Origin of the sequence: Methylobacterium ajmalii, from assembly GCF_016613415.1 — a bacterium.
GTDB classification, from domain to species: domain Bacteria; phylum Pseudomonadota; class Alphaproteobacteria; order Rhizobiales; family Beijerinckiaceae; genus Methylobacterium; species Methylobacterium ajmalii.
In genome coordinates, this window is sequence record NZ_JACWCT010000044.1 from 54,078 (window position 1) to 77,678 (window position 23,601).

Genomic DNA, 23,601 nt, shown 5'->3' on the forward strand with positions numbered 1-23,601 from the left:
ATGGCCGTGACCGAGGATGTCGTCGCGCGGCTCGCCGATGAGGCGGGCATCGCCGCCGACTACACCGACGCCTTCGGCCAGCGCGTCGAGACCCCGCTCGGCGTGCGCCAGGGGCTGCTCGCCGCCCTCGGCCTGCCGGCGGGCACCGAGGAGGAGGCGCGGGCGAGCCTCGGCCGCATCCGCGCCCTGCGCCACGGCCTCGTGCCGCCGCTGGTGCCGGTCGAGGCCAGGCGCGCCGCGCGGGTGCCGGTCCGGCCGGAGGGCGGCTCCGGCACGCTGAGCTGGCGGGTCGTCGACGAGCGCGGCACCGCCCGCGACGGGCGGGTCGTGCTCGCCCCCGGCACCGAGGCGATCGAGCTGCCGCCGCTCACCCCCGGCTACCACCGGCTCGTCGTGACGCTCGGCGAGCGTCGCGCCGAGGCGACCGTGATCGCCGCGCCCCAGCGCTGCTGGCGCCCGCGGGCCCTGGCCGAGGAGGGCGCCCGGGACTGGGGCCTCGCCGCCCAGCTCTACGGCCTGCGCTCCGCCGACAATCTCGGCATCGGCACCTACGCGGATGCCGGCCGGGCCGCCGCCGATGCCGGCGCGAAGGGCGCGGCCTTCCTGGGGCTCAGCCCGGTCCACGCCCTGTTCTCGACCGACCGCCAGAAGGTCTCGCCCTACTCGCCGTCGTCGCGGCTCTTCCTCGAGACGCTTTTCATCGCCCCCGCCGCCCTGCCGGGCTTTCCCGGCAGCCGGGCGGAGGCGCTCCTGCGCCAGTCCGACTCCGAGATCGCGCGCCTGCGCGACGCCTCGCTCGTCGACCATGCCGGCATCTGGCAGGTGCTCGGCCCGGTGCTGGAGGCGCTGTGGCAGGATTCGCCGGCCCGGGCCGGGCGGGACACCGAGTACCTCGCCTTCCGCGCCGCGGTCGGCGAGAACCTGGAGGCCCACGCCACCTTCGAGGCCCTGGCCGAACATTTCGCGCAAGGCGGCGCCAACTGGCTCGGCGACTGGCCGGAGGCCTACCGCCGCAACGGCACGCCGGAAGTCGCGGCCTTCGCGGCCGAGCACCAGGAGCGAGTCGCCTACCACGCCTGGCTGCAGTTCCTCGCCGACCGGCAATTCGCCGAGGCCGCCGCGCAGGGCCTCGCCACCGGCATGCGGCTCGGGCTCTACCGCGACCTCGCGGTCGGCGCCGACCGCGGCGGCTCGGAGGTCTGGTCGCATCCCGAGCGCTTCGCCGCCGGGCTGTCGATCGGCGCGCCGCCGGACATCCTGGCGCCGAACGGCCAGGATTGGGGCCTGCCGCCCTTCGATCCGCTGGAGCTGGAGCGCGACGGCCTCGCGGCCTTCCGGGCGCTGGTCCAGGCCAACATGCGCCACGCCGGCGCGATCCGCATCGACCACGCCTTCCAGCTCGCCCGGCTGTTCCTGATCCCGGTCGGCGGCGGGGCGAAGGGCGGCGCCTACGTGGCGATGCCGTTCGAGGCGATGCTGGCGGTCCTGCGGCTCGAGAGCCACCGGGCGAAGTGCCTCGTGATCGCGGAAGACCTCGGCACCGCGCCGGCCGGCTTCTCCGACGCGCTGATGCAGGCCGGCATCCTGAGCTACCGCATCCTGTCGTTCGAGCGGGGGGAGGGCGGCACCTTCAAGCGCCCGGCCGAGTACCCGCGCGACGCGCTCTGCGCCATCACCACCCACGACCTGCCGACCTTCGTCGGCTGGTGGCGGGGTGTCGATACGGAGCTGCGCCAGTCGCTCGGCCTCTACGACGCCGACCGGGCGGGCGCCGAGCGCGACGAGCGGGTGCACGAGCGCCGGCGCCTCGCCGAGGCGCTGAACCAGGAGGGCCTGATTCCGACGAGCGAGGTGCCGCCCGAGCCGCCCTTCGAGGCGGCGGTGCGCTTCCTTGCCCGCGCGCCCTCGGTCCTGACGGCGGTGCAGTACGAGGACATCCTCGGCGAGGTGAGCCAGGCCAACATGCCGGGCGTCACCGAGGGCTACCCGAACTGGCGTCGCAAGCTCGACCGCGACCTCGACGCGATCGCGGCGCCCGGCGGACCGCTCGCCAAGCTCGCTTCCTCGCTCTCGGCCGAGGCGCGGGGCCCGCGCTCGGGCGCCGCGCGCCTCGCCTCGCCGCCGCCGCGGGCGACCTACCGGCTGCAGTTCCACAAGGACTTCACCTTCGACCACGCCGCCAGGATCGTCCCGTACCTGGCCAAGCTCGGCATTAGCCACGTCTACGCCTCGCCGATCCACAAGGCGCGGCCGGGCTCGATGCACGGCTACGACATCGTCGACCACCGCGAGATCAACCCGGAGCTCGGCGGCGAGGAGGCGTTCATCCGCTTCAGCGACACGCTGAAGAGCCACGGCCTCAAGTTCCTGCTCGACATCGTGCCCAACCACATGGGCGTCGGCGGCGCCGACAACCCGTGGTGGCTCTCGGTGCTCGAATGGGGCGCGCTGTCGCCGGCGGCCGACGCCTTCGACATCGACTGGGGCCGGCTGGGCGCCCGCAACAAGCTCGTCGTGCCCTTCCTCGGCGACCGCTACGGGGAGGCCCTGGAGAAGGGCGACCTCAAGCTCGCCTTCGACCCGGAGGAGGGCGCCCTCAGCGTCTGGCACTTCGAGCACCGCTTCCCGGTCAACCCGCTGAGCTACCCGATCGTCCTCGACCGGACGCTCGCCGCGCTGGCGGAGGTCGGCGACGAGGCCTCGGCCGAGGTGCTGTCGATCTCAGAGCGCCTGCGCCGGATGGCCGACGAGGCCAACGTCGAGCGTCAGGCCGGCTATCCGGAGGAGGCCGAGGGGCTGAAGCGGCGCCTGGCCCACGCGGTGGCGTCCTCGCCCGATCTGAAGGCCGCGATCGACCGGGCGGTGACGCTCGTCAACGGCTTCAAGGGCCATCCCGACAGCTTCGGGGCACTCCACCGCATCCTGGAGGCGCAGGCCTACCGGCTCGCCCACTGGCGCGTCGCGGCGAGCGACATCAACTACCGCCGCTTCTTCGACGTCAACTCGCTCGCCGGGCTCAAGGTCGAGGATCGCCGGGTGTTCGAGGGCGCCCACGCGATGCTGTTCCGCCAGATCCGCGAGGGACGGATCGACGGGCTGCGCATCGACCACATCGACGGCCTGGCCGATCCGGCCGGCTACGCCCGCGCGCTGCAGGCCGCGCTCGGCCCGGGCTTCTACATCGTCGTGGAGAAGATCCTGGAGCCCGGCGAGAAGCTGCGCCCGTGGCCGATCGCCGGCACCACCGGCTACGACGTGCTCAACCAGATCGACGGGCTGTTCGTCGACCAGGGCAAGCGCGAGGCGGTGGCCGGGCTCTATGCCGGGGCGACCGGCATGGACGAGCCGTATCCCTGGCTCCTGCGCAACGTGAAGGGCGAGATCCTGGAGACGAGCTTCGCCAGCGAGCTGGAGGTGCTCACCTCGGACCTGAAGCAGGTGGCCGACGCCGACCGTCGCACCCGCGACTTCTCGGTCAACGCCCTGCGCCAGGCGCTCTCCGAGATCGTCGCCCGGTTCCCGGTCTACCGCAGCTACCTGCCCCAGGAGCTCGACGAGAACGAGATCGAGGCGGAGGACCTGAAGCTCATCGGCGATACGGTGCGCAAGGCCAAGCGCCGTTCCCGCCTGCCCGACCGCTCGGTGCACGACTTCGCCGAACGGGTGCTGCTCGGACGCCTCGATACCGAGGGGCCGGGCCGACCCGATCCCGAGGTGGTGCGCCGCTTCCGCCGGCGCTTCCAGCAGCTCACCGGCCCGGTGATGGCCAAGAGCCTGGAGGACACGCTCTTCTACCGCTTCGTCGCGCTCCTGGCGCTCAACGAGGTCGGAGGCGATCCGGGCGAGTACGGCCTCACCGCGGAGCATTTCCACGGGCTCCAGGCCGCCCGCGCCCGCGACTGGCCCAACGCGATGATCACCACGGCCACCCACGACACCAAGCGCGGCGAGGATGCCCGCACGCGGCTGCTGGCGCTCTCCGAGATCCCGGGGGAGTGGGCGCAGGCCTGGGACCTGTGGGGCCGGCTGGCCGAGCCGCACCTCACGGAGGTCGAGGGCGAGCCGGCGCCCGACGCCAACGACCAGTGGATGTTCCTGCAGGCGATCCTCGGCGCCTGGCCGCTGGAGCTGCTGAGCGAGAACCCGGACCCGAAGGACGTCGAGGCGTTCCGCACCCGGCTCGGCGCCTATGCCGAGAAGGCGATGCGCGAGGGCAAGCGCCGGTCGAGCTGGGTCAACGTCGACGAGGCCTACGAGGGCGCGGTCGCGAAGCTCTTCGACGCCCTGGTGGCGCCGGGCTCGGAGTTCCTGCGGGAGTTCCGGCCCTTCGCCGAGCGGCTGGCCCGGGTCGGCATGGTGTCGGGGCTCGCCCGCTCCGTCCTCAAATGCACCCTGCCGGGCCTGCCCGACATCTACCAGGGCACGGAGTTCTGGGATTTCTCCTTCGTCGATCCCGACAACCGCCGCCCGGTCGACTACGCCGAGCGTGAGGCGGCGCTCGGGCAGGAGACGGCCCTGGAGGACCTGCTCGCCGCCTGGCCGGACGGGCGGATCAAGCAGCGGGTGCTCGCCCGGCTGCTCGCCGACCGCGCCGCGCATCCCGGCTTCTACGCCGAGGCCGACTACACGCCGGTCGCGGCCGAGGGGCAGGGGGCGGAGCGCGTCGTCGCCTTCCTGCGGCAGGACGCGACCGCGGGTGCGGAGGCCGGCGACCTCCTGGTCGCGGTGCCGCGCCAGGTGGTGAGCGAGGCGGCCGGCGAGGCGCCGGACGGGAACGGCACCCGCCTCGCCGGAGCCGTCGCGGACGTTCTCCTGCCGGTGCCGGAGGGCAGCGTCTGGCGCGACCTCGTCACCGGCGACGAGGTCCGGGCCGAGGGCGGGCATCTGTCGGTTGCCCGACTCTTCGCGCGTCTCCCCCTGGCGGTTCTGCGTCGCTCCGCCACTTGAGACCCCGGGCTCGCGTGCCCCGAGGGGGCATGCGAGCCCGCCCGAGATGATTCGAGAGAAGCAGGCAGGACCGGGCCGATGAACGTACCCCGCACCAGCACCAAGCCGGCGAAGCGCACCCGCGAGGTGACGCCGCTGCCGGCCACCCTGGCGCCGCTGGCGGCCGGACCGCGGATCTACAATCTCTTTCCCCTCCTGGTCGGCCGGGTCTCGGCCTGGACCGCAGAACTCCCCCGCATCGCCGAGCTCGGTTTCGACTGGGTCTACCTCAACCCGTTCCATCAGGCCGGCGGCTCGCGCTCGCTTTACGCCGTGGCCGACACCGACCGCCTCGACGAGCGCCTGCGCGACCTCGACGGGACGCCGGACGACGAGCAGATCCGCCGCTTCTGCGCGGCTGCCGCCGGGCACGGCCTGAAGATCATGACCGACCTCGTGGTGAACCACGCCGCCAACGACGGCCGGCTGGCGCACGAGCGCCCGGACCTGTTCGTGCGCGACGCATCCGGCGCGCCGGTGAGCCCGCACGCCGTCGATCCCGACGATCCCTCGAAGATCACCGTCTGGGGCGACCTCGCCGAGTTCGACTACGTCGAGGCCGGGCCCCGCACCGCGCTGACCGAGCTGTGGAACGGCTACATCGCCCGGCTCCAGGCCCTCGGCGTCGCCGGCTTCCGGTGCGACGCCGCCTACAAGGTGCCGCCGGACGTCTGGCGCAGCCTGATCGGCGCCGCCAAGCAGCGCGACCACGCCGCGCTCTTCGCCGCCGAGACCCTGGGCTGCACCTTCGAGGAGGCACGGGCCACGGCGGAAGCCGGGTTCGACTACCTGTTCAACTCTTTCGCCTGGTGGGACCTCAAGGCGCCCTGGGCGCTCGAGCAGTACGAGCGCCTGCGCATCCTGGCGCCCTCGATCGCGTTTCCGGAAAACCACGACATGCCGCGGCTGGCCGCCTCCCTCGAGGGCGGGCCGGAGGCGGTGGCGGCGGAACTCAAGAGCCGCTACGCGCTCGCCGCCTTCTTCTCGGCCGGCGTGCTGATGCCGATCGGCTACGAGTGGGGCTACGCCAAGCCGCTCCACGTCGTGGACACCACCCCGGAGAGCCGCGAGCACCACACCGGCATCGACATCTCGGGCTTCGTCGCGGCGGTGAACCGCCTGCGCGCCGACCTGCCGGCGGCGAATGTCGAGGGCGCGCAATGGCGCCTCTCGGCCCCGGATGCCGCTTACGTCGCGCTGATCCGCATCGATACCGGCCATACCGGCTCGGCCGAGAACGCCGTGATCGTGCTGCACAACCCGACCGATGCCCCCGTGGCCGTCGATCCGGCGCCGCTCATCGCCGGCACCGGCGGCGAGTTCGGCCCGTTCCAGGACCTCACGCCCGAGGCCACCCCGCTCGCCTTCCGGGCCGACCAGTCGATCGGCCTCGAACCCCGCGCGGTGCGCATCCTCGCCGCCCGCCGCATCGGCGCGATGCGCCGGCCCCGCCGCACCACCCCGGACGGGGAGGGGCGCGTGATCATCGAGGCGGTGAGCCCGGAGATCGACGGCGGCCGCTCGGCGATCAAGCGGGTCGTCGGCGACCAGGTCCACGTCGAGGCCGACATCTTCACCGACGGGCACGACGTCATCAACGCCGCGGTCCTGTCGCGTCTGGCCGGCGAGACCGAGTGGCGCCGCGACCCGATGCTGTTCGTCGACAACGACCGCTGGCACGGCCATTTCCCGCTCACCCGCAACGCCCGCTACGAGTACACGGTCGAGGCGTGGCGCGACGACTTCTCGTCCTGGCTGCGCGGCCTCGAGAAGAAGCGCAAGGCCGGCATCGACGTCCGGCTCGAGACGATCGAGGGCGTCGGCCTGGTCAAGCGGGCGGCGGCCCTGGCCGAGGGCAGCGACGAGACGGCGCTCGGCGCCCTCGTCGCGGCGCTCGAGGCCGACGAGGCGGGCTCGGCGGCGCAGCTCCACCGGCTGCTGGAGCAGACGGCCCTGATCCACCGCAACTCCGAGCGCGTGAACCTCTCGCGCTATCCCGTGGTGCTGGAGGTCTTCGCCGACCGCCTGGCGGCCCGGTTCTCGGCCTGGTACGAGATCTTTCCGCGCTCGCAATCCGGCGACCCCAACCGCCACGGCACCTTCGACGACGTGATCGCGCGGCTGCCGGAGATCCGCCAGCTCGGCTTCGACGTGCTCTACTTCACGCCGATCCACCCGATCGGCCGCACCAACCGCAAGGGCAAGAACAACTCGCTGAAGGCGGGCGAGGGCGATGTCGGCTCGGTCTACGCCGTCGGCGCACAGGAGGGCGGCCACGAGGCGGTGCATCCGGATCTCGGCACCCTCGACGACTTCCGGCGCCTTGTGGCGGCGAGCCACGCCCACGGCATGGAGGTGGCGCTCGACTTCGCTATCCAGTGCTCGCCGGACCATCCCTGGATCAAGCAGCATCCGGAATGGTTCGACTGGCGGCCCGACGGCACGATCAAGTTCGCCGAGAATCCGCCGAAGAAGTATGAGGACATCGTCAACGTCGATTTCTACCGCGACGGCGCCTTCCCGTCGCTGTGGACCGAGCTGCGCGACATCATCGTCGGCTGGGTCGAGCTGGGGGTGAAGATCTTCCGGGTCGACAACCCGCACACCAAGCCGATCCCATTCTGGGAATGGATGATCCGCGACGTCAACGACCGCTACCCGGACGTGCTCTTTCTCGCCGAGGCCTTCACCCGGCCCAAGATGATGAAGAAACTCGCCAAGGCGGGTTTCCAGCAGAGCTACACCTACTTCACCTGGCGCAACACCAAGGACGAGCTGGCGACCTACGCCACCGAACTCGCCGGCGAGATGGGCGAGTATTACCGCCCGAACTTCTTCGCCAACACGCCGGACATCAACCCGGTCTTCCTCCAGACCAGCGGCCGGCCAGGCTTCGTCATCCGGGGTACGCTCGCCGCGACGCTGTCGAGCGTATACGGCATCTACAACGGCTTCGAGCTCTGCGACGCCGCGCCGGTGCCGGGCAAGGAAGAGTACCTCGACTCCGAAAAGTACGAGCTGCGGGCCTGGGACTACTACAAGCCCGGCAACATCCGCGACCACATCATTGCGTTGAACCGCATCCGGCGCGAGAACCCGGCGCTCTGGGACTTCCGCAACGTGGTCTTTACCCCGGCCTGGAACGAGCAGATCCTGGCCTACCTGCGGATGACGCCGTCGGGCGACAACGCGGTGTTCTGCATGGTCAACCTCGACCCGCGGAACCGCCAGGAATGCACCTACGAGGTGCCGCTGTGGCAGCTCGGGCTGCCCGACGACGGCGCCGTCGAGGTCGAGGACCTGCTGCTCGGCTACAAGTTCGAGCTGCGCGGCAAGACCCACCGCATCGCCCTCGATCCGGCCGAGCGGTCGGTGGTGATCTGGCGCCTGCGCCGCCCGGCGCGGCTTGCGGCGGCGGGCGCCGCGTGGCAGCACGGCTCGGCCTAGCCGAAGTGCGTATCAGGCGCGGGCGGGCGACCGTCCGTGCCGGCAGGCATTCCGAACTCTCCCCGGCGCCCCGCGTTGAGCCCGAGCATGGCGACAGCCGCAAAGGCCTTCAGCCCGGCGCCACGACCCGATCGAATGAGGCTCTGACGCGATGATCGATCGTACCGATCCGCAATGGTACCGTGACGCCATCATCTACCAGGTGCACGTCAAGTCCTTCTTCGACGCGAACAACGACGGCATCGGCGACTTCGACGGCCTGACCGCGAAGCTCGACTACATCCGCGACCTCGGCGTGACCGCGATCTGGGTGATGCCGTTCTATCCCTCGCCCCTGCGCGACGACGGCTACGACATCGCGGATTACCGCGACATCAACCAGTCCTACGGCACGATGGACCAGTTCCGGACCTTCGTGGACGAGGCCCATGCCCGGGGCCTGCGGGTCATCACCGAGCTCGTCATCAACCACACCTCGGACCAGCATCCCTGGTTCCAGCAGGCCCGCAACGCCCCGAAGGATTCGGAGTGGCGCAACTTCTACGTCTGGTCGGACACCGACGAGAAGTACACCGACACCCGCATCATCTTCCTCGACACCGAAGCCTCGAACTGGACCTGGGACCCGGTCGCCAAGGCGTATTACTGGCACCGCTTCTACTCGCACCAGCCCGACCTGAACTTCGACAACCCGAAGGTTCTCGACGCGGTCATCGAGGTGATGCGCTACTGGCTCGACATGGGAGTGGACGGGTTGCGCCTCGACGCGATCCCCTACCTGATCGAGCGCGACGGCACCAACTGCGAGAACCTGCCCGAGACTCACACGGTCATCAAGAAGATCCGCGCCGCCCTCGACGAATCCTACCCCGACCGGATGCTCTTGGCCGAGGCCAACCAGTGGCCGGAGGAGACCGCACAGTATTTCGGCGACGGCGACGAATGCCACATGGCGTTCCACTTCCCGCTGATGCCGCGGATGTACATGGCGATCGCGCAGGAGGACCGGCACCCGATCACTGACATCATGCGGCAGACGCCGGAGATCCCGGAGGGCTGCCAATGGGCGATCTTCCTGCGCAACCATGACGAGCTGACGCTCGAGATGGTGACCGACAAGGAGCGCGACTACCTCTGGAGCTTCTACGCCGCCGACCGGCGCGCCCGCATCAACCTCGGCATCCGTCGCCGCCTCGCGCCGCTGCTCGAGAACGACCGGCGCAAGATCGAGCTGATGAAGTTCCTGGTCCTCTCGATGCCCGGCACCCCGGTGCTGTATTACGGCGACGAGATCGGCATGGGCGACAACATCTATCTCGGCGACCGCGACGGCGTGCGCACGCCGATGCAGTGGTCGCCCGACCGCAACGGCGGCTTCTCCCGCTCCGACCCGGCCCGGCTGTTCCTGCCGACGATCCAGGACCCGATCTACGGCTTCGACGCGGTGAACGTCGAGGCGCAGGCCCGCGCCCAGACCAGCCTGCTCAACTGGACGCGGCGGATGATCGCGATCCGCAACAACCACGTCTCGCTCGGGCGCGGCGGCTTACGCTTCCTCTACCCGGACAACCGCAAGGTGCTCGCCTGGATTCGCGAGCACGACAACGAGCGCGTGCTCTGCGTCGCCAACCTGTCGCGGGCGCCGCAGGCGGTGCAGCTCGACCTGTCGGATCTCCGTACCGCCGTGCCGGTGGAACTGACCGGCGGCACCTCGTTCCCGCCGATCGGCGACCTGCCGTACCTGCTCACCATGCCGGCCTACGGCTTCTACTGGTTCTCCCTCTCGACGGCGAATGCCGGCACGATGGGGCCGAGCCCCGAGGCGCCGGAGCTGTTCACCCTGGTGCTCACCGGCGGCGTCGAGACCCTGATGCGGGGCCGCGAGCGCCAGGCCTTCGAGCGCACGGTCGCGCCCCGCTTCATCGGCTCCCGGCGCTGGTTCGGCGCCAAGGGCTCGCGCATCCGCTCGGTCGAGGTCACCGACAGCGCGATCCTGCCCTCCGCGACCGGCACCGGCGGCTTCCTGCTGCCGCGCATCGCCGTCTCGCTCGGCAACGGCGACACGCAGGACTACTTCGTGCCGCTCGCCGTCGACGAGGGCCGCGAGGACGAGTCGCTGATGGACCACGCGGTCGCCCGGGTGCGCCGCGGCCCGCGGATGGGCCTCCTCTACGGCGCGGCCTCCTCGACCGACTTCGCCCTCGCGATGGTCGACGCGATCCGCCACAACCGCGACATCGCCTCGGAGAAGGGCAGCCTGCGCTTCCGGGCGACCTCGGCCTTCGATTCGGAGATCGAGCTCGACCCGGCCGACATCCGCCGTCTGTCCGCGGAGCAGAGCAACACCTCGATCGCCTTCGGCTCGCGGCTGATGCTGAAGCTCCTGCGCCGGCTCCAGCCCGGCGACCACCCGGAGGTCGAGGTCGGGCGCTTCCTCACCGAACAGGCCGGCTTCAAGAACACCCCGGCGCTCCTCGGCGTCGTCGAGCATGTCGGGCCCGACGGCACCGCGACCGCGCTCGGCCTGCTCCAGGCCTTCGTGCGCAACCAGGGCGATGCCTGGACCCTGATGCTCGAGTATCTCCGGCGCGACCTCGACACGTTCGTGCTGGTGCCCGAGAGCGAGGCTCCCTCGCCCGAGGACGCCTTCGCCACGCATCTGCGCTGGGCCGCGTTGCTCGGCCAGCGCACCGCCGAGATGCACCGGGCGCTCGCCACCGAGACCGACGACCCGGCCTTCGCCGCCGAGCCGTTCACGGCCGACGACCTCGCGGTCCTCGCCGCCGACACGCGCCGCCAGGCCGAGAAGGCCCTGCGCGCCTGCAACGGGCTGGGTGCCGCGGCCTCGGAGGGTGCCCGCGAGGCGGCCGAAGCGGTGCTGTCCGCCAAGGCCAAGATCGAGGCGCTGATCGAGGCCCTGAGCCGCGAGGCGCCGGCCGGGGCCCACCGGACCCGTATCCACGGCGACTACCATCTCGGGCAGGTGCTGGCCTCGCAGGACGATCTCATCATCGTCGACTTCGAGGGCGAGCCGTCGCGGCCGGTGGACGAGCGCCGGGCGAAGTCGACGCCCCTGCGCGACGTCGCCGGGATCCTGCGCTCGTTCGCATATGGCGGCGAGACCGTGAGCCGCGAGGTCGCCTCGCGCTTCGCCGAGGCGGGCGACCGGGCGAAGGCCGCCGTCGACGCCTGGCGCGGCATGGTGAGCGGCGCGTTCCTCGACGCCTACGCGGCCACCGTGCAGGGCAGCCGCGCCGCCGTCACCGATGCGGCGACGCAGGAACGTCTGCTGCAGCTCTGCCTGCTGCAGAAGGCGCTCTACGAGATCGACTACGAGGCCAACAACCGCCCGGACTGGATCGAGATTCCGGCCCGCGGCGTCCTGGCCATCCTGGCCGACTGACCCCGCGCGGGCGACGCCCAGCCGAGGCGTCGCCCGCGTCGATTCCCGTGGTCGCGGGGTGGTGCGAGCCCCCCGACCATGTCGACGAAAACCCGCTTGGAGAGGTGCGAGACCCATGGACGACGAGACCAGCGCCCGGAAGCCGGCCGCTCGCCGGCGCCCGACCGCCCGCCCGCCTGAGCCGCGCGCGACCGAGACCGTGACGACCCCCGCGGCACCGACCGGCACCGCCGCTGAGGCCCCGACCACCGAGGCGCCGCGCCGGGGCGCGGCCTCCGGCAAGCCCGTGTCGCTGCGCGTCGCCGCCATGCAGGCGGCGTCCTCGCCCCGCGTCTCGGGCCCGGCCCCGGCCCAGGGCCGGCCCGCCCGTCCCCCGGTGCCCGGCCGCGCCTACGCGGTCCATCCCGACGCCGTCGAGGCGATGATGCGGGCCGAGCACGGCGACCCGTTCTCGGTGCTGGGCCCGCACGAGACGGCCGAGGGCCAGTGGGAGATCCGCGCGGTGCTGCCGGAGGCCCGCGCCGCCACGGTGGTGATCGGCGAGACCCGCGTGCCGATGGAACGCCGCCACCCGGCCGGCTTCTTCGTCGCCGGCGTCACGCATCCGCGGCGGCCGGATTACCGGATCGCCGTCGAGGGTTGGGACAACACCGAGCGCCTGCGGCGCGACCCCTACGAGTACGGCGCCACCCTGGACCAGCAGGAGATCGGCCTCCTGCGCGACGTCGGCAACGACGCGGTGCACCGGGTGCTGGGCGCCCAGGAGATCGAGATCGGCGGCACGCCGGGCTTCCGCTTCGCGGTCTGGGCGCCGAACGCCCGCCGCGTCTCGGTCGTCGGCGACTTCAACGACTGGGACGGCCGGCGCCACCCGATGCGGCTGTGGCAGGATGGCGGCGTCTGGGAACTGTTCATCCCCGAACTGAAGCGGGGCGGGCATTACAAGTTCGAGATGCGCGGACCCGACGGCGCGCTCCTGCCGCTCAAGGCGGATCCGGTCGCCTTCGCGGCCCAGCAGCCGCCCGAGACCGCCTCCCGGCTCGAAGGCCTGCCCAAGCTCGCCTGGCGCGACGGCGCCTGGATGGAGAGCCGCAACGCCATCGACCACCGCCACAGCCCGATCTCGATCTACGAGGTCCACCTGGGCTCGTGGGCGCGGGTGCCGGAGGAGGGGAACCGCTACCTCACCTACCGCGAGCTCGCCGCGCGCCTGATCCCCTACGTCAAGGAGATGGGCTTCACCCATATCGAGCTGCTGCCGATCACCGAGCATCCGTTCGACGGGTCCTGGGGCTACCAGCCGGTCTCGCTCTACGCGCCGACGAGCCGCTTCGGCTCACCCGACGACTTCTCCGAGTTCGTGAACGCGGCGCACGAGGCCGGCATCGGCATCCTGCTCGACTGGGTGCCGGGCCACTTCCCCCTCGACGCCCACGGCCTCGGCCAGTTCGACGGTACTCACCTCTACGAGCACGCCGACCCGCGCCAGGGCTTCCACCAGGACTGGGGCACCTACATCTACAACTTCGGGCGCACCGAGGTCTCGGCGTTCCTCGCCTGCAACGCCCGGTTCTGGCTCGAGCACTATCACCTCGACGGCCTGCGGGTCGATGCGGTGGCCTCGATGCTCTACCTCGACTACTCGCGCCGGGCCGGGGAGTGGATCCCGAACCAGTACGGCGGCAACGAGAACCTGGAAGCCATCGACTTCCTGCGCAAGACCAACGAGGCGACCTACAGCCACGCGCCGGGCACGATGACGGTGGCGGAGGAATCGACCTCCTGGCCCGGCGTCTCGCACCCGACCTATACCGGCGGCCTCGGCTTCGGCTTCAAGTGGAACATGGGGTGGATGCACGACACCCTGCGGTTCATATCGAAAGAGCCGGTGCACCGCCGCTACCACCACCACGACCTGACCTTCGGGCTGCTCTACGCCTTCTCGGAAAACTTCATCCTGCCGCTGTCCCACGACGAGGTGGTGCACGGGAAGGGCTCGCTGCTTGGCAAGATGCCGGGCGACCGCTGGCAGAAATTCGCGAACCTCCGCGCCTATTTCGGCTTCATGTGGGGCCATCCCGGCAAGAAGCTGCTCTTCATGGGCGGCGAGTTCGGCCAGGAGAAGGAGTGGAACCACAACCAGAGCCTGGACTGGCACCTGCTGGAGGACCCCCTCCATGCCGGCGTAAAGGCGGTGGTGCGCGACCTCAACCACCTCTATGCGGCGACCCCGGCGCTCTACGCACGCGACACCGAGGCCGCCGGCTTCCAGTGGCTGATCTCGGACGACGCCGAGAACAACGTCATCGCCTGGGCGCGCAAGGGCCGGAAGGAGGGCGAGATCGCGATCGTGATCTCGAACTTCACCCCGGTCGTGCGCCATGGCTACCGCGTCGGCGTGCCGGCGGCCGGCCATTACCGCGAGGCGTTCAACTCGGACGCCGAGCAGTACGGCGGCAGCAACGTCGGCAATTACGGCGGTGTTGACGCGGTGGCGGAGGCCTCGCACGGCCAGGACCACTCGCTGACCCTGTCGCTGCCGCCGCTCGCGACGGTCATCCTGGTGCGCCAGGGGTGAGGACGCAGAACCCTCGGTAAAGTCTCGCGCGGGGTCCCCATCCACCGGGGACCCCGCGCATCGCGGCCGGCCGGACGACCGGCCCGGAGCGGTACACCGCGACCTCTCACCGAAATGCGGTACACCGCGACCTCTCACCCAAATATTGACGAGTGTCGGCGGGATCTCGGCACTCCGCCACCGGGACGCTTAACCGAGAAACCGGAAGCCGCTTCGGCCCTCCGGCCCCGACCTGCTATGACGGTTGCAGTAATCGGGACGAGGGATCTTCCTTCCATGTTGACGGCGTTGTCGAAGCAGTTGATGCCGCCATGGATGCAGTCCATGGCGCGGCGGGCCAAGCTGGAGCGCTCGCTGAAGTCCTTCGAGCGGCGCGTGGTGACGCACCGCTTCGGCGGGATCGATCTGACGGTCAGCCTGTGCGATCCGGTCGGCGCCGAATGGTACGACCACGATTCCGGAATGCTGGCCGAGATCGCGTTCTTCAAGGAAAACGCGGCGCTGACGGACGGGGCGACGGTGTTCGACCTCGGCGCGCATCAGGCGGTGGTGGCGCTGCAACTCGCCCACCATGTCGGCCCGACCGGCCGGGTGGTGGCGCTGGAGGCCAACCCGCACAACGCCCGCGTCGCCCGCGAGAACGTCGCGCATAACGGCGTCCGCAACCTGACGATCCTCCACGCCGCCGCGGCGAGCGAGGACGGGGTGCTGGAGTTCAACGAGAGCCTGAACGGCCAGGTCGACGGCGGCGCCGGCACCCACGGCAAGATTCAGGTCACGAGCCGCTCGATCGACAGCCTGGTCCGTGAGTTCGGCACTCCCGACATCGTCTACGTCGACGTCGAGGGCTTCGAATGCGCGGTGCTCGACGGCGCGGGCACCTCCCTCGACCGGATTCCGAACTGGTTCATCGAGGTCCATGGAGGGGCGGGTCTGGAAAAGTTCGGCGGCTCGGTCGAGCGGCTGCTCGGCTTCTTCCCCGCCGATCGTTTCGCACGGCATTTCTGCCGCTCGGACGAGGGGCCGTTCCTGCCGCTCGCCGAGACCGCCTCGCTCGACGGCACGCGCTGGTTCTTCATCGCCACGCGGATCTGAACGCGCATCTGGCGCGCTCCCGCTCCGGCTTGCGCCGGGGCGCCGCGCTTGCGATGCCTGGGTCTCCCGTCCCATCCGGTGAGTCCCAGCATGACCGTGACGCCCCTGCCCGACACGATGCCGCCGGTGAGCCGCGAGGCGGCCGGGGTGTGGCCAAGCGGCATCGGCGAGCTCGTGGCCTACGGCGTCGAGCGGCCGGGCCTGATCCCGCTCTGGGTCGGGGAGGGCGACCGGCCGACCCCGGCCTTCATCGCCGAGGCGGCCCACCGGGCCCTTCGCGACGGCGCGACGTTCTACACCCGCATGCTCGGCATCCCGCCCCTGCGCGAGGCCCTGGCCGAGTACGTGTCGCGGGTCTACGCCGATCCGGTCGGCCCCGAGCGGTTCTTCGTGACGGTCGGCGGCATGCACGCCTTCCACACCGCGATCCGCATTGCCGCCGAGCCCGGCGACGAGGTGGTGCTGCCGACCCCGACCTGGTCGAACTTCTTCGGCGCGATCGCGATGCAGGGGGCCAGGCCGGTCCCGGTGCCGATGCAGTTCGATGCCGGCGCGGGCTGGAGCCTCGACATCGCCCGGATCGCCGCCGCGATCACGCCCCGCACCCGCGCCATCGTCCTCAACACCCCGGCGAACCCGACCGGCTGGGTCGCGACCCGGGCCGACCTCGAGGCGGTGCTGGCGATCGCCCGCCGCCACGACCTGTGGATCGTCGCCGACGAGATCTACGGCCGGTTCTGCTTCGATCCCGCCTACGAGGCTTCGGGCCGCGCGCCATCGATCCGCGACGTCTGGCAGCCGGAGGACCGCGACCGGGTGCTGTTCGTCCAGACGTTTTCCAAGAACTGGGCGATGACCGGCTGGCGCGTCGGCTGGCTCGAGGGACCGGCCTCGATCGGCCGGATCGTCGACGGGCTCGTCCTCTACGGCACGTCGGGCGTCGCCACCTTCCTGCAGCACGCCGCGATCACGGCGATCCGCGAGGGCGAGGCACTGGTGGCCGAGCAGATCGCCCAGGCCCGCGCCGGGCGCGCCATCGTGTGCGACGCGCTCTCGGCCCTGCCGGGCGTCGAGCTACCGGCGCCCCCCGGTGCCTTCTACGCCTTCCCGCGGGTCCCGTCCGAGCCGGACGACGTCCGCCTCGCCAAGCGCATCGTCGACGAGGCGAATGTCGGGCTCGCGCCCGGCTCGGCCTTCGGCCCCGGCGGTGAGGGCTTCCTGCGATTGTGTTTTGCCCGTTCGGCTGCGGATCTCACCGAGGCGATGCGCCGGATGGTGCCAGTTTTTTAAAAAATCTGATAGTCAACTGCTTAATCGGAGTTTTAGGCCCAACAATCTAAAACTCCGATATTTTATCCGAGAAATATGTGGCATCCGGAGATCGTCTTGTAATTTTTTATTTGCCTTTCGATATCGGATGTAAATTTATTGAAATTTGGTATAATCCCTTTTTCTTTATATTCTTTGAGACAATCCGACTCGTGATTATTTTTGATGCATTGATAGACCTGACTCAATTCACCGAGATCCTGCTTTTCGAATCTCTTGATAAATTCTGAATGATGATACTTCGGATTTGATTTGCTGATATATATAGAATACGCGTCTCTCGAGCCTAATGAATATAAATAAAATAGAAAAGCGTCTTTCTTATAATTTGAATTTACTGTGATTTCCATCCCCTCCAGCAGCATCTCGGACAGAAGATAGATAGCATTTCGGTCACCCCGCTTAGCGAGCGGCCAGAGGCTGTTCCAAGACTCGCGGCAGTCGCCCTTGTTGGCTGCCGTGATGGCCTCCAGATACTGTTCGGGCCAATTATCTGTGATTGTCTCTTTGGTGATATTTGCAAGGCTGGTCCATCTATCACATCCGGCAGCCAGCAGGCACGACATGCTCAATACAAATAATACACTACAAGAACTGACGGATCGCATAATTGCCATTCACCCGCGAGCGCAATGATCAGATTTCCGATCTTTCATGTATTATCTACTAGCGCAAGCGAAGCCGCAATATGGATTATCCACTTATCAAAAATCAATGCACTATTTTTACGAACTGCGCATTTTGCGAATAGCCCGCACGATGGGTCTTGCCTTTATGGCATGAAATTATTGTGGAAAGCGGCAAAAATTTTTCATGCCTCGCCATACTACGAGAGCGCGCTGCAGAACACAGTCCGAATATAAAATTATAACTCTTGATCTACAACCATTCGAAGAGCGAGGCGGATAGCGTCTCGGTCCACATCGGACTGGATGCGGGTAAGGATCCCAAGTTCCGCTTTCCCGCTCCGGGGTGACCACGAGCGCGGCCTCACCGCTTGCGGACGAACTCCGTGCGCAGCACCAGGCCCTTGATCGTGTCGTGCCGGCAATCGATCTCGTCGGGGTCGTCGGTCAGCCGGATCGAGCGGATCACCGTGCCCTGCTTGAGGGTCTGGTTGGCGCCCTTGACCTTGAGGTCCTTGATCAGGGTGACGGAATCGCCGTCGTTGAGCACGTTGCCGGAGGCGTCCCGCACCTCGCGGGTCGCGGTGGCCTGCATCTCGCTCGCCGGGCGCCACTCGCCCGTCGCCTCGTCGTACACGTAGTCGTCGTCCGCACCCGTCACGCTCGTCGGTCCTCCGTTGCCGGGGCGTTGTCGCCGGTGGGGACGGCCCCCCGCAAGGGGGCGCGCCTCAGATAACCGGTAGGCCACGCTGCTTGGCCTCCTCGCCGGGCTCGACGTGGATCGTCACCACGGCGCCCTCGACCGCGCCCTCGATCGCGGCTTCCAGCCGGTCGCAGATGCCGTGGGATTCCGCCACGGTCATCTCGCCCGGCACCACGAGGTGGAAGTCGATGAAGGTGACCTGGCCGGCGTGCCGGGTGCGCACGTCGTGCGCCTCCAGCGCGCCCTCGCCGTGCTCGGAGATCAGCCGGCGGATCTGCCCCACCATCTCGGCCGGTGCGGCCTGGTCCATCAGGCCGCTCACGGAATCGCGCACCATGGCGCCGCCCGACCACAGGATGTTGAGCGCCACCACGACCGCGATCACCGGATCGAGGATCGCCCACCCGGTCGCGGTGGCGAGCCCGAGGCCGATGAGCACGCCGCCGGAGGTGAACACGTCGGCCAGCACGTGCTTGCCGTCCGCCACCAGGGCCGGCGAGCGCCAGTCGCGCCCGCGCCGCACCAGCATCAGGCCCCAAACGAGATTGATCACCGTGGCGAACCCGTTCACCGCCACGCCCACGAGCGGTGCGTCGAGGGTCTTGGGCGCCTGGAGCGCGTCGTAGGCGTCGCGCAGGATGACGATCGCCGCGACGATAATCAGCGCGCCCTCGATCACCGCCGAGAAGTACTCGGCCTTGTGGTGGCCGTAGGGGTGGTTCTGGTCGGCGGGCTGGGCGGCGACGCGCAGGGCCACGAAGGCCGTCATCGCCGCGACCACGTTGATGATGCTCTCGAGCGCGTCCGAGTAGAGCGCGAGGCTGCCGGTGATCCACCAGGCGAAGAACTTGAGGCCGAGCACCAGGAGGCCGACCCCGGCACTGGCGAGGGCGGCGGCTTGCGCGCGTTCCATGACGATGTTCCGAGGCACGAGGGCGTGGCCGCGGCGCGGAGGGCGCCGCCGCGGTCCGGCGCCGCTCCCATACGGCGCCGCGTCCCGGAAGGCCACGGCACAGGTCTTAGCCCCGGCTAAAACCTCGGGCGCCGGCTATTCCTCAGGGGAAGGCGCGGGCCCGCTCAGCCGATGGCGGGCCGGGGCGCCGGCTCCCGGGCCTGCTCGCGCAGGCGGCTCACCTGGGCCCGCGCCCGGGCGGCGGCGGCCTTGCGGGCATAGTGCCGGCGCGTGAAGCCGAAGCGGGCGGAGGCGGCGAGGCTCTCCAGCCGCGCGGCCTCGCACTCCCACCAGACGACGAGCTCGGCATCGAGGGTCGGATGGCTGGGCATGACGGGAGACTCCGGACGGACGAAACGACGCGATGTCAGATGGGGCGCCGGAGGCCGGCGCGCCATCCTCCGGCCCGCGAGCGCCCGTGCCCCATTGATCCGGCGGCGGAATCCTGGCTGAAGGGCGCGATGCGCGTGGACCTGTTCGATTTCGACCTGCCGGAGGACAGCATCGCCCTCCGGCCCGCGGTGCCGCGGGACGGCGCCCGCCTGATGCTGCTGCATCCGGGCAGCCCCCCGGAGGACCGCATCGTGCGCGACCTCCCCGGCCTCCTGCGCCCGGGCGACGTGTTGGTCTTCAACGACACGCGGGTGATCCCGGCGCGCCTGCGCGGCCTGCGCCACCGCGACGGCGGCACGGTACGGCTCGAGGCGATGCTGCACCTGCGGGAGGCGCCCGATCGCTGGCGCGCCTTCGCCCGGCCGGCCAAGCGGCTGAAGGTCGGCGACCGGGTCAGCTTCGGGGCGGCCGGGGAGGGGGAGGCCTGCGGGCTCACCCGCCTCGACGCCACCATCGTCGAGCGCGGGGAGGGGGGCGAGACCACCTTCGCGTTCGATCTCGCGGGCCCCGCCCTCGACGAGGCGGTGGCGGCCCTCGGCGAGTTGCCGCTGCCCCCCTACATCGCGGCCAAGCGCCCGACCGACGCGCAGGACGCCGCCGACTACCAGACCGTCTACGCCCGCGAGCCCGGGGCGGTCGCCGCCCCGACCGCCGGCCTGCACTTCACGCCGGAGTTGCTGGCGGCCTGCGATGCCGCCGGGCTGGCGCAGGTACGGGTGACACTGCATGTCGGCGCCGGCACCTTCCTGCCGGTCAAGGCCGACGACACCGACGCCCACCGGATGCACGCCGAGATCGGCGAGATCACGCCAGACGCCGCCGAGGCCTTGAACCGGGCGCGGGCAACGGGCGGGCGCATCGTGGCGGTGGGCACCACGGCGCTCCGGCTCCTGGAGAGCGCCGCCGGGCCCGATGGCACGATCCGGCCCTGGACCGGCGCCACCGACATCTTCATCACGCCGGGCTACCGCTTCCGCGCGGTCGATGGGCTGATGACCAACTTCCACCTGCCGCGCTCGACGCTGTTCATGCTCGTCTCGGCCTTTGCCGGGCTCGAGCCGATGCGGGCGGCCTACGCGGCCGCGATCGAGCGCGGCTACCGCTTCTATTCCTACGGCGATAGCAGCCTGCTCTTCCGGGCGGAGACGCGATGACCGACCACTTCACCTTCACCGTCGCGGCGACCGACGGGCCGGCCCGCACCGGCGAGATCCGCATGCCGCGGGGCGTCATCCGCACCCCGGCCTTCATGCCGGTGGGCACCGCCGGCACCGTCAAGGCGATGTACCCTGAGCAGGTGAAGGCGCTCGGCGCCGACGTGGTGCTCGGCAACACCTACCACCTGATGCTGCGCCCCGGCGCGGAGCGGGTGGCGCGCCTCGGCGGCCTGCATGCCATGATGCAGTGGCCCTACCCGATCCTGACCGATTCCGGCGGCTTCCAGGTCATGTCGCTGTCGGGGTTGCGCAAGCTCGACGAGACCGGGGTGCGGTTCCAGTCGCATCTCGACGGCTCGACGCATCTCCTGAGCCCCGAGCGCTCGATCGAGATCCAGGGCCTGCTCGGCTCCGACATCCAGATGCAGCTCGACGAGTGCGTGCGCCTGCCCGCGCCCGAATCGGCGATCGAGAGCGCGATGCGCCTCTCTCTGCGCTGGGCCGAGCGCTGCCGCATCGCCTTCGGCGACCAGCCCGGCAAGGCGATGTTCGGCATCGTCCAGGGCGGCGACATCCCGGCATTGCGCGTCGAGAGCGCCAGGGCCCTGGTCGACCTCGACCTCAAGGGCTACGCCGTCGGCGGGCTGGCGGTCGGCGAGCCGCAGGCGACGATGCTCGCGATGATCGAGACCGTCGAGCCGCACCTGCCGACCCACAAGCCGCGCTACCTGATGGGCGTCGGCACGCCCGACGACATCGTCCAGGCGGTGAGCCGCGGCGTCGACATGTTCGACTGCGTGATGCCGACGCGGGCCGGCCGCCACGGCATGGTCTATACCCGCCACGGCCGCCTCAACCTGCGCAACGCGCGCTTCGCCGAGGACAACACCCCCCTCGACCCGGAGTCGACCTGCCCGGCGGCCAACCTCTACAGCAAGGCCTACCTGCATCACCTCGTCCGCGCCGGCGAGATCCTGGGGATGATGCTGCTGACCTGGAACAACCTGTCCTACTACCAGGACCTGATGGCCGGCCTGCGCAAGGCCATCGCCGAAGGCCGGCTCCAGGACTTCATCGGCGAGACGCGCGAGGGCTGGCAGAAGGCGGAGCGCGACCGGGCCGCCTGATCACGGCCCCGTCGGCCGCGGCGCGGCGAGCACCCGGTAGAACCCGTCCGGGTCGTCGGCCTTCGCGTCCACCGCCCGGCGCAGGGCATCGACGATGCGCCCGGCGACCGGCAGGCGGTAATGCAGCGCGTCCCAGTACTGGGTGTCGTCCCGCGTCACCGCCGAGGGGATGCGGAAGTCGACCAGCGTCGCGCCGCGGCGGCGGGCGATGTCCGCCACCCGCGCCTTGCAGGCCGCCTCCCTCGCCGCGCCGGCGCTGCCCGGCGGGGGTTGCGCCGCCACGTTGACCGGCATGAAGGCGACGAGCTTAAGGGCATCCGCCGGCACGAGGGCCAGCAGCGCATCGAGCCAGGGCAGGGCCGGGGTGGCGGGATCGGCCGTGGGCGCCGCGTCGGGCGCTGCCTCGGGCGCGGGCGCATCGCCGTGGATGTGGGCCGCCGCCCGGGCCGCGTCGTAGAGCGATTCCGGCGGGGTGAAGACCTCGTAGCCGTCGCCGCGGATGCGGGCCTTCATCCGGCCGAGGCGGTGGAGGAGCGCCCGCCCGGCGATCTCGACGCTCTGCTGGTTCCACTGGTGGAGGAGCGCGCTCCAGGCGAGCGGCTCGCGGTAGAGCCAGGGCGGAAAGGCCCGGAAGGTCAGGCGCTTTGCCTCCGCATCCGCCTCGCACCACGGCGCGTCGAGGCCGAACAGCACCGCCTTCGCTGAGGTCCGGGCGAGGAACAGCCGGGCGAGCTGCGTCTGCTCCCAGGGCGTCGCGGCGTTCATCGCCAGGTTGGCGAAGTGCCCGCCGAAGGCGCGGTCGAGCGCCTGCGGATCGAGGAGCCGTGCCGTCGAGGTGCCGAACACCGCCGCGTCGTAGGCGCCGCTGCGCACCACCTGCGGGTACATGAAGCGCTGGTTGAGATCCATGATCGGCCCCGGCGCCCGCCCTGGCGCGGCACGCAGGCCGTAAGGGTCGAGGAGCGTCACGAAGCCGAGCACGAGGAGCCCCAGCGCGCCGGCCGCCCCGACGAGGAGGCCGGCGAAACGCCGCCAGGCCGCGGCGGACGCGGTCGCGGGATCGGCGGACGGGGCGGGGGCAGGGGACATCGCGACGGGGGTTCTGTGGGCGGCCGTGGTCCCCCGGTTGACCCGGCCGCGTCAACCCCCTATGTCCGCCCATGCTCCGAACAGGACCAGGGCCGGCCCGCCAGCGCCGCGCTTCATCCCGGGAGCACGGGCGCGTAGCTCAGCTGGTAGAGCAACGGACTTTTAATCTGTAGGTCCTGGGTTCGAGTCCCAGCGCGCTCACCACTTTTACTTCTCGACATATCCGCAATATCATCGCGAAGCTCATGCAAAACGGCGGCATGAGTGTCTCATGACGAGAGATGCCGGTCTCGATTGTTCGAGCTCTCGCTCGTCAGCAGTCTTCGCACCGGACCGACCCGACGATCGGTGCCGCGGCGCCGGCGGTATCCCGTGGAAGACGCAGGGACATCTCTTCGGTCGTGCGGGTCTTCGTTGACGCTGTCGGACACCTATGCAACGAGCCATTGCCCAGAATGTCTGGAGGGGCAATGTCGGAGAATGATGCGCTCATGAAGGCCTTGGCTGATGTGAGCGAACGGCGCGCGGCGCTCGAGGCCGAGTACGAGCGGATCGGGGCGGAACTCGCCAAGCTCCGGCTCGCCGAGAACGCGCTGCGGGCGATCGTCGAGGATACGCCGATCGAGGATCTCGGCCTCGCGCGGCCGGCGGCCGGCCCGGCGGGCGGTTTCGCGGGCGCCGGCGGCATGAGCGCCGAGGCGCGGGCGAGCGGGCGG

Annotated in this window: 13 protein-coding genes, 1 tRNA gene and 1 pseudogene; 10 read left to right on the forward strand and 5 right to left on the reverse strand. The window is 70.2% G+C overall.

The features are described 5' to 3' along the window. The 6 genes from HPY23_RS08480 (at nt 1) to HPY23_RS08505 (ending at nt 16,799) form a co-directional block, all read left to right on the forward strand. Entirely contained in the window at nt 1-4,947 is a 4,947-nt protein-coding gene (locus tag HPY23_RS08480) for a malto-oligosyltrehalose synthase (RefSeq protein WP_091885390.1), read from the forward strand. A 78-nt stretch (nt 4,948-5,025) separates the two neighbouring features. Further along, entirely contained in the window at nt 5,026-8,433 is a 3,408-nt protein-coding gene (locus HPY23_RS08485; RefSeq protein ID WP_091885392.1) for a maltotransferase domain-containing protein, read from the forward strand. 151 nt (nt 8,434-8,584) lie between these two features. Next, complete coding sequence (gene treS / locus HPY23_RS08490) at nt 8,585-11,836, forward strand: maltose alpha-D-glucosyltransferase (protein ID WP_091885395.1); 3,252 nt, start codon at nt 8,585-8,587, stop codon at nt 11,834-11,836. A gap of 421 nt (nt 11,837-12,257) precedes the next feature. Further along, nucleotides 12,258-14,414, forward strand: a complete 2,157-nt coding sequence (gene glgB, locus HPY23_RS08495) for a 1,4-alpha-glucan branching protein GlgB (protein ID WP_210346831.1) — start codon at nt 12,258-12,260, stop codon at nt 14,412-14,414. A gap of 324 nt (nt 14,415-14,738) precedes the next feature. Further along, entirely contained in the window at nt 14,739-15,509 is a 771-nt protein-coding gene (locus tag HPY23_RS08500; RefSeq protein ID WP_200646967.1) for an FkbM family methyltransferase, read from the forward strand. A gap of 90 nt (nt 15,510-15,599) precedes the next feature. Further along, nucleotides 15,600-16,799 carry a pyridoxal phosphate-dependent aminotransferase gene (locus HPY23_RS08505; RefSeq protein ID WP_091885400.1) on the forward strand — a complete coding sequence of 400 codons (1,200 nt, stop codon included), beginning with the start codon at nt 15,600-15,602 and terminating at the stop codon, nt 16,797-16,799. 62 nt (nt 16,800-16,861) lie between these two features. Here HPY23_RS08505 and HPY23_RS08510 read toward each other — a convergent pair whose 3' ends face one another. The 4 genes from HPY23_RS08510 to HPY23_RS08525 form a co-directional block, all read right to left on the reverse strand. Beyond that, nucleotides 16,862-17,404, reverse strand: a complete 543-nt coding sequence (locus HPY23_RS08510; protein WP_139234938.1) for a hypothetical protein — start codon at nt 17,402-17,404, stop codon at nt 16,862-16,864. A 424-nt stretch (nt 17,405-17,828) separates the two neighbouring features. Continuing rightward, complete coding sequence (locus tag HPY23_RS08515; RefSeq protein WP_060845783.1) at nt 17,829-18,125, reverse strand: alkylphosphonate utilization protein; 297 nt, start codon at nt 18,123-18,125, stop codon at nt 17,829-17,831. Nucleotides 18,126-18,192: 67 nt separating this feature from the next. Continuing rightward, nucleotides 18,193-19,080, reverse strand: coding sequence for a cation diffusion facilitator family transporter (locus tag HPY23_RS08520; RefSeq protein WP_091885403.1), 888 nt, complete (start codon nt 19,078-19,080; stop codon nt 18,193-18,195). Nucleotides 19,081-19,244: 164 nt separating this feature from the next. Next, on the reverse strand, nt 19,245-19,451 hold the full coding sequence (locus HPY23_RS08525; protein WP_060845785.1) for a hypothetical protein: 207 nt from the start codon (nt 19,449-19,451) through the stop codon (nt 19,245-19,247). Between the two features lie 129 nt (nt 19,452-19,580). On the opposite strand from HPY23_RS08525, the gene queA reads away from it, so the two are divergent. Both queA and tgt read left to right on the forward strand, forming a co-directional pair. Then, on the forward strand, nt 19,581-20,666 hold the full coding sequence (queA, locus tag HPY23_RS08530) for a tRNA preQ1(34) S-adenosylmethionine ribosyltransferase-isomerase QueA (RefSeq protein ID WP_060849192.1): 1,086 nt from the start codon (nt 19,581-19,583) through the stop codon (nt 20,664-20,666). Next, a complete protein-coding gene (gene tgt, locus HPY23_RS08535) occupies nt 20,663-21,796 on the forward strand; it encodes a tRNA guanosine(34) transglycosylase Tgt (protein WP_091885406.1) in 1,134 nt (377 codons plus the stop codon). The genes queA and tgt overlap by 4 nt, the downstream gene beginning before the upstream one ends. Here tgt and HPY23_RS08540 read toward each other — a convergent pair whose 3' ends face one another. After that, the gene (locus HPY23_RS08540) at nt 21,797-22,885 is read right to left on the reverse strand and encodes a hypothetical protein (RefSeq protein ID WP_091885410.1); all 1,089 of its coding nucleotides are present in this window, start codon (nt 22,883-22,885) and stop codon (nt 21,797-21,799) included. A gap of 128 nt (nt 22,886-23,013) precedes the next feature. Between HPY23_RS08540 and HPY23_RS08545 the strand changes: the two genes are divergently transcribed. Next, nucleotides 23,014-23,089 (forward strand) — tRNA-Lys (locus HPY23_RS08545). 287 nt (nt 23,090-23,376) lie between these two features. Further along, nucleotides 23,377-23,601 (forward strand): annotated as a pseudogene (locus HPY23_RS08550) (hypothetical protein); the annotation flags it as partial.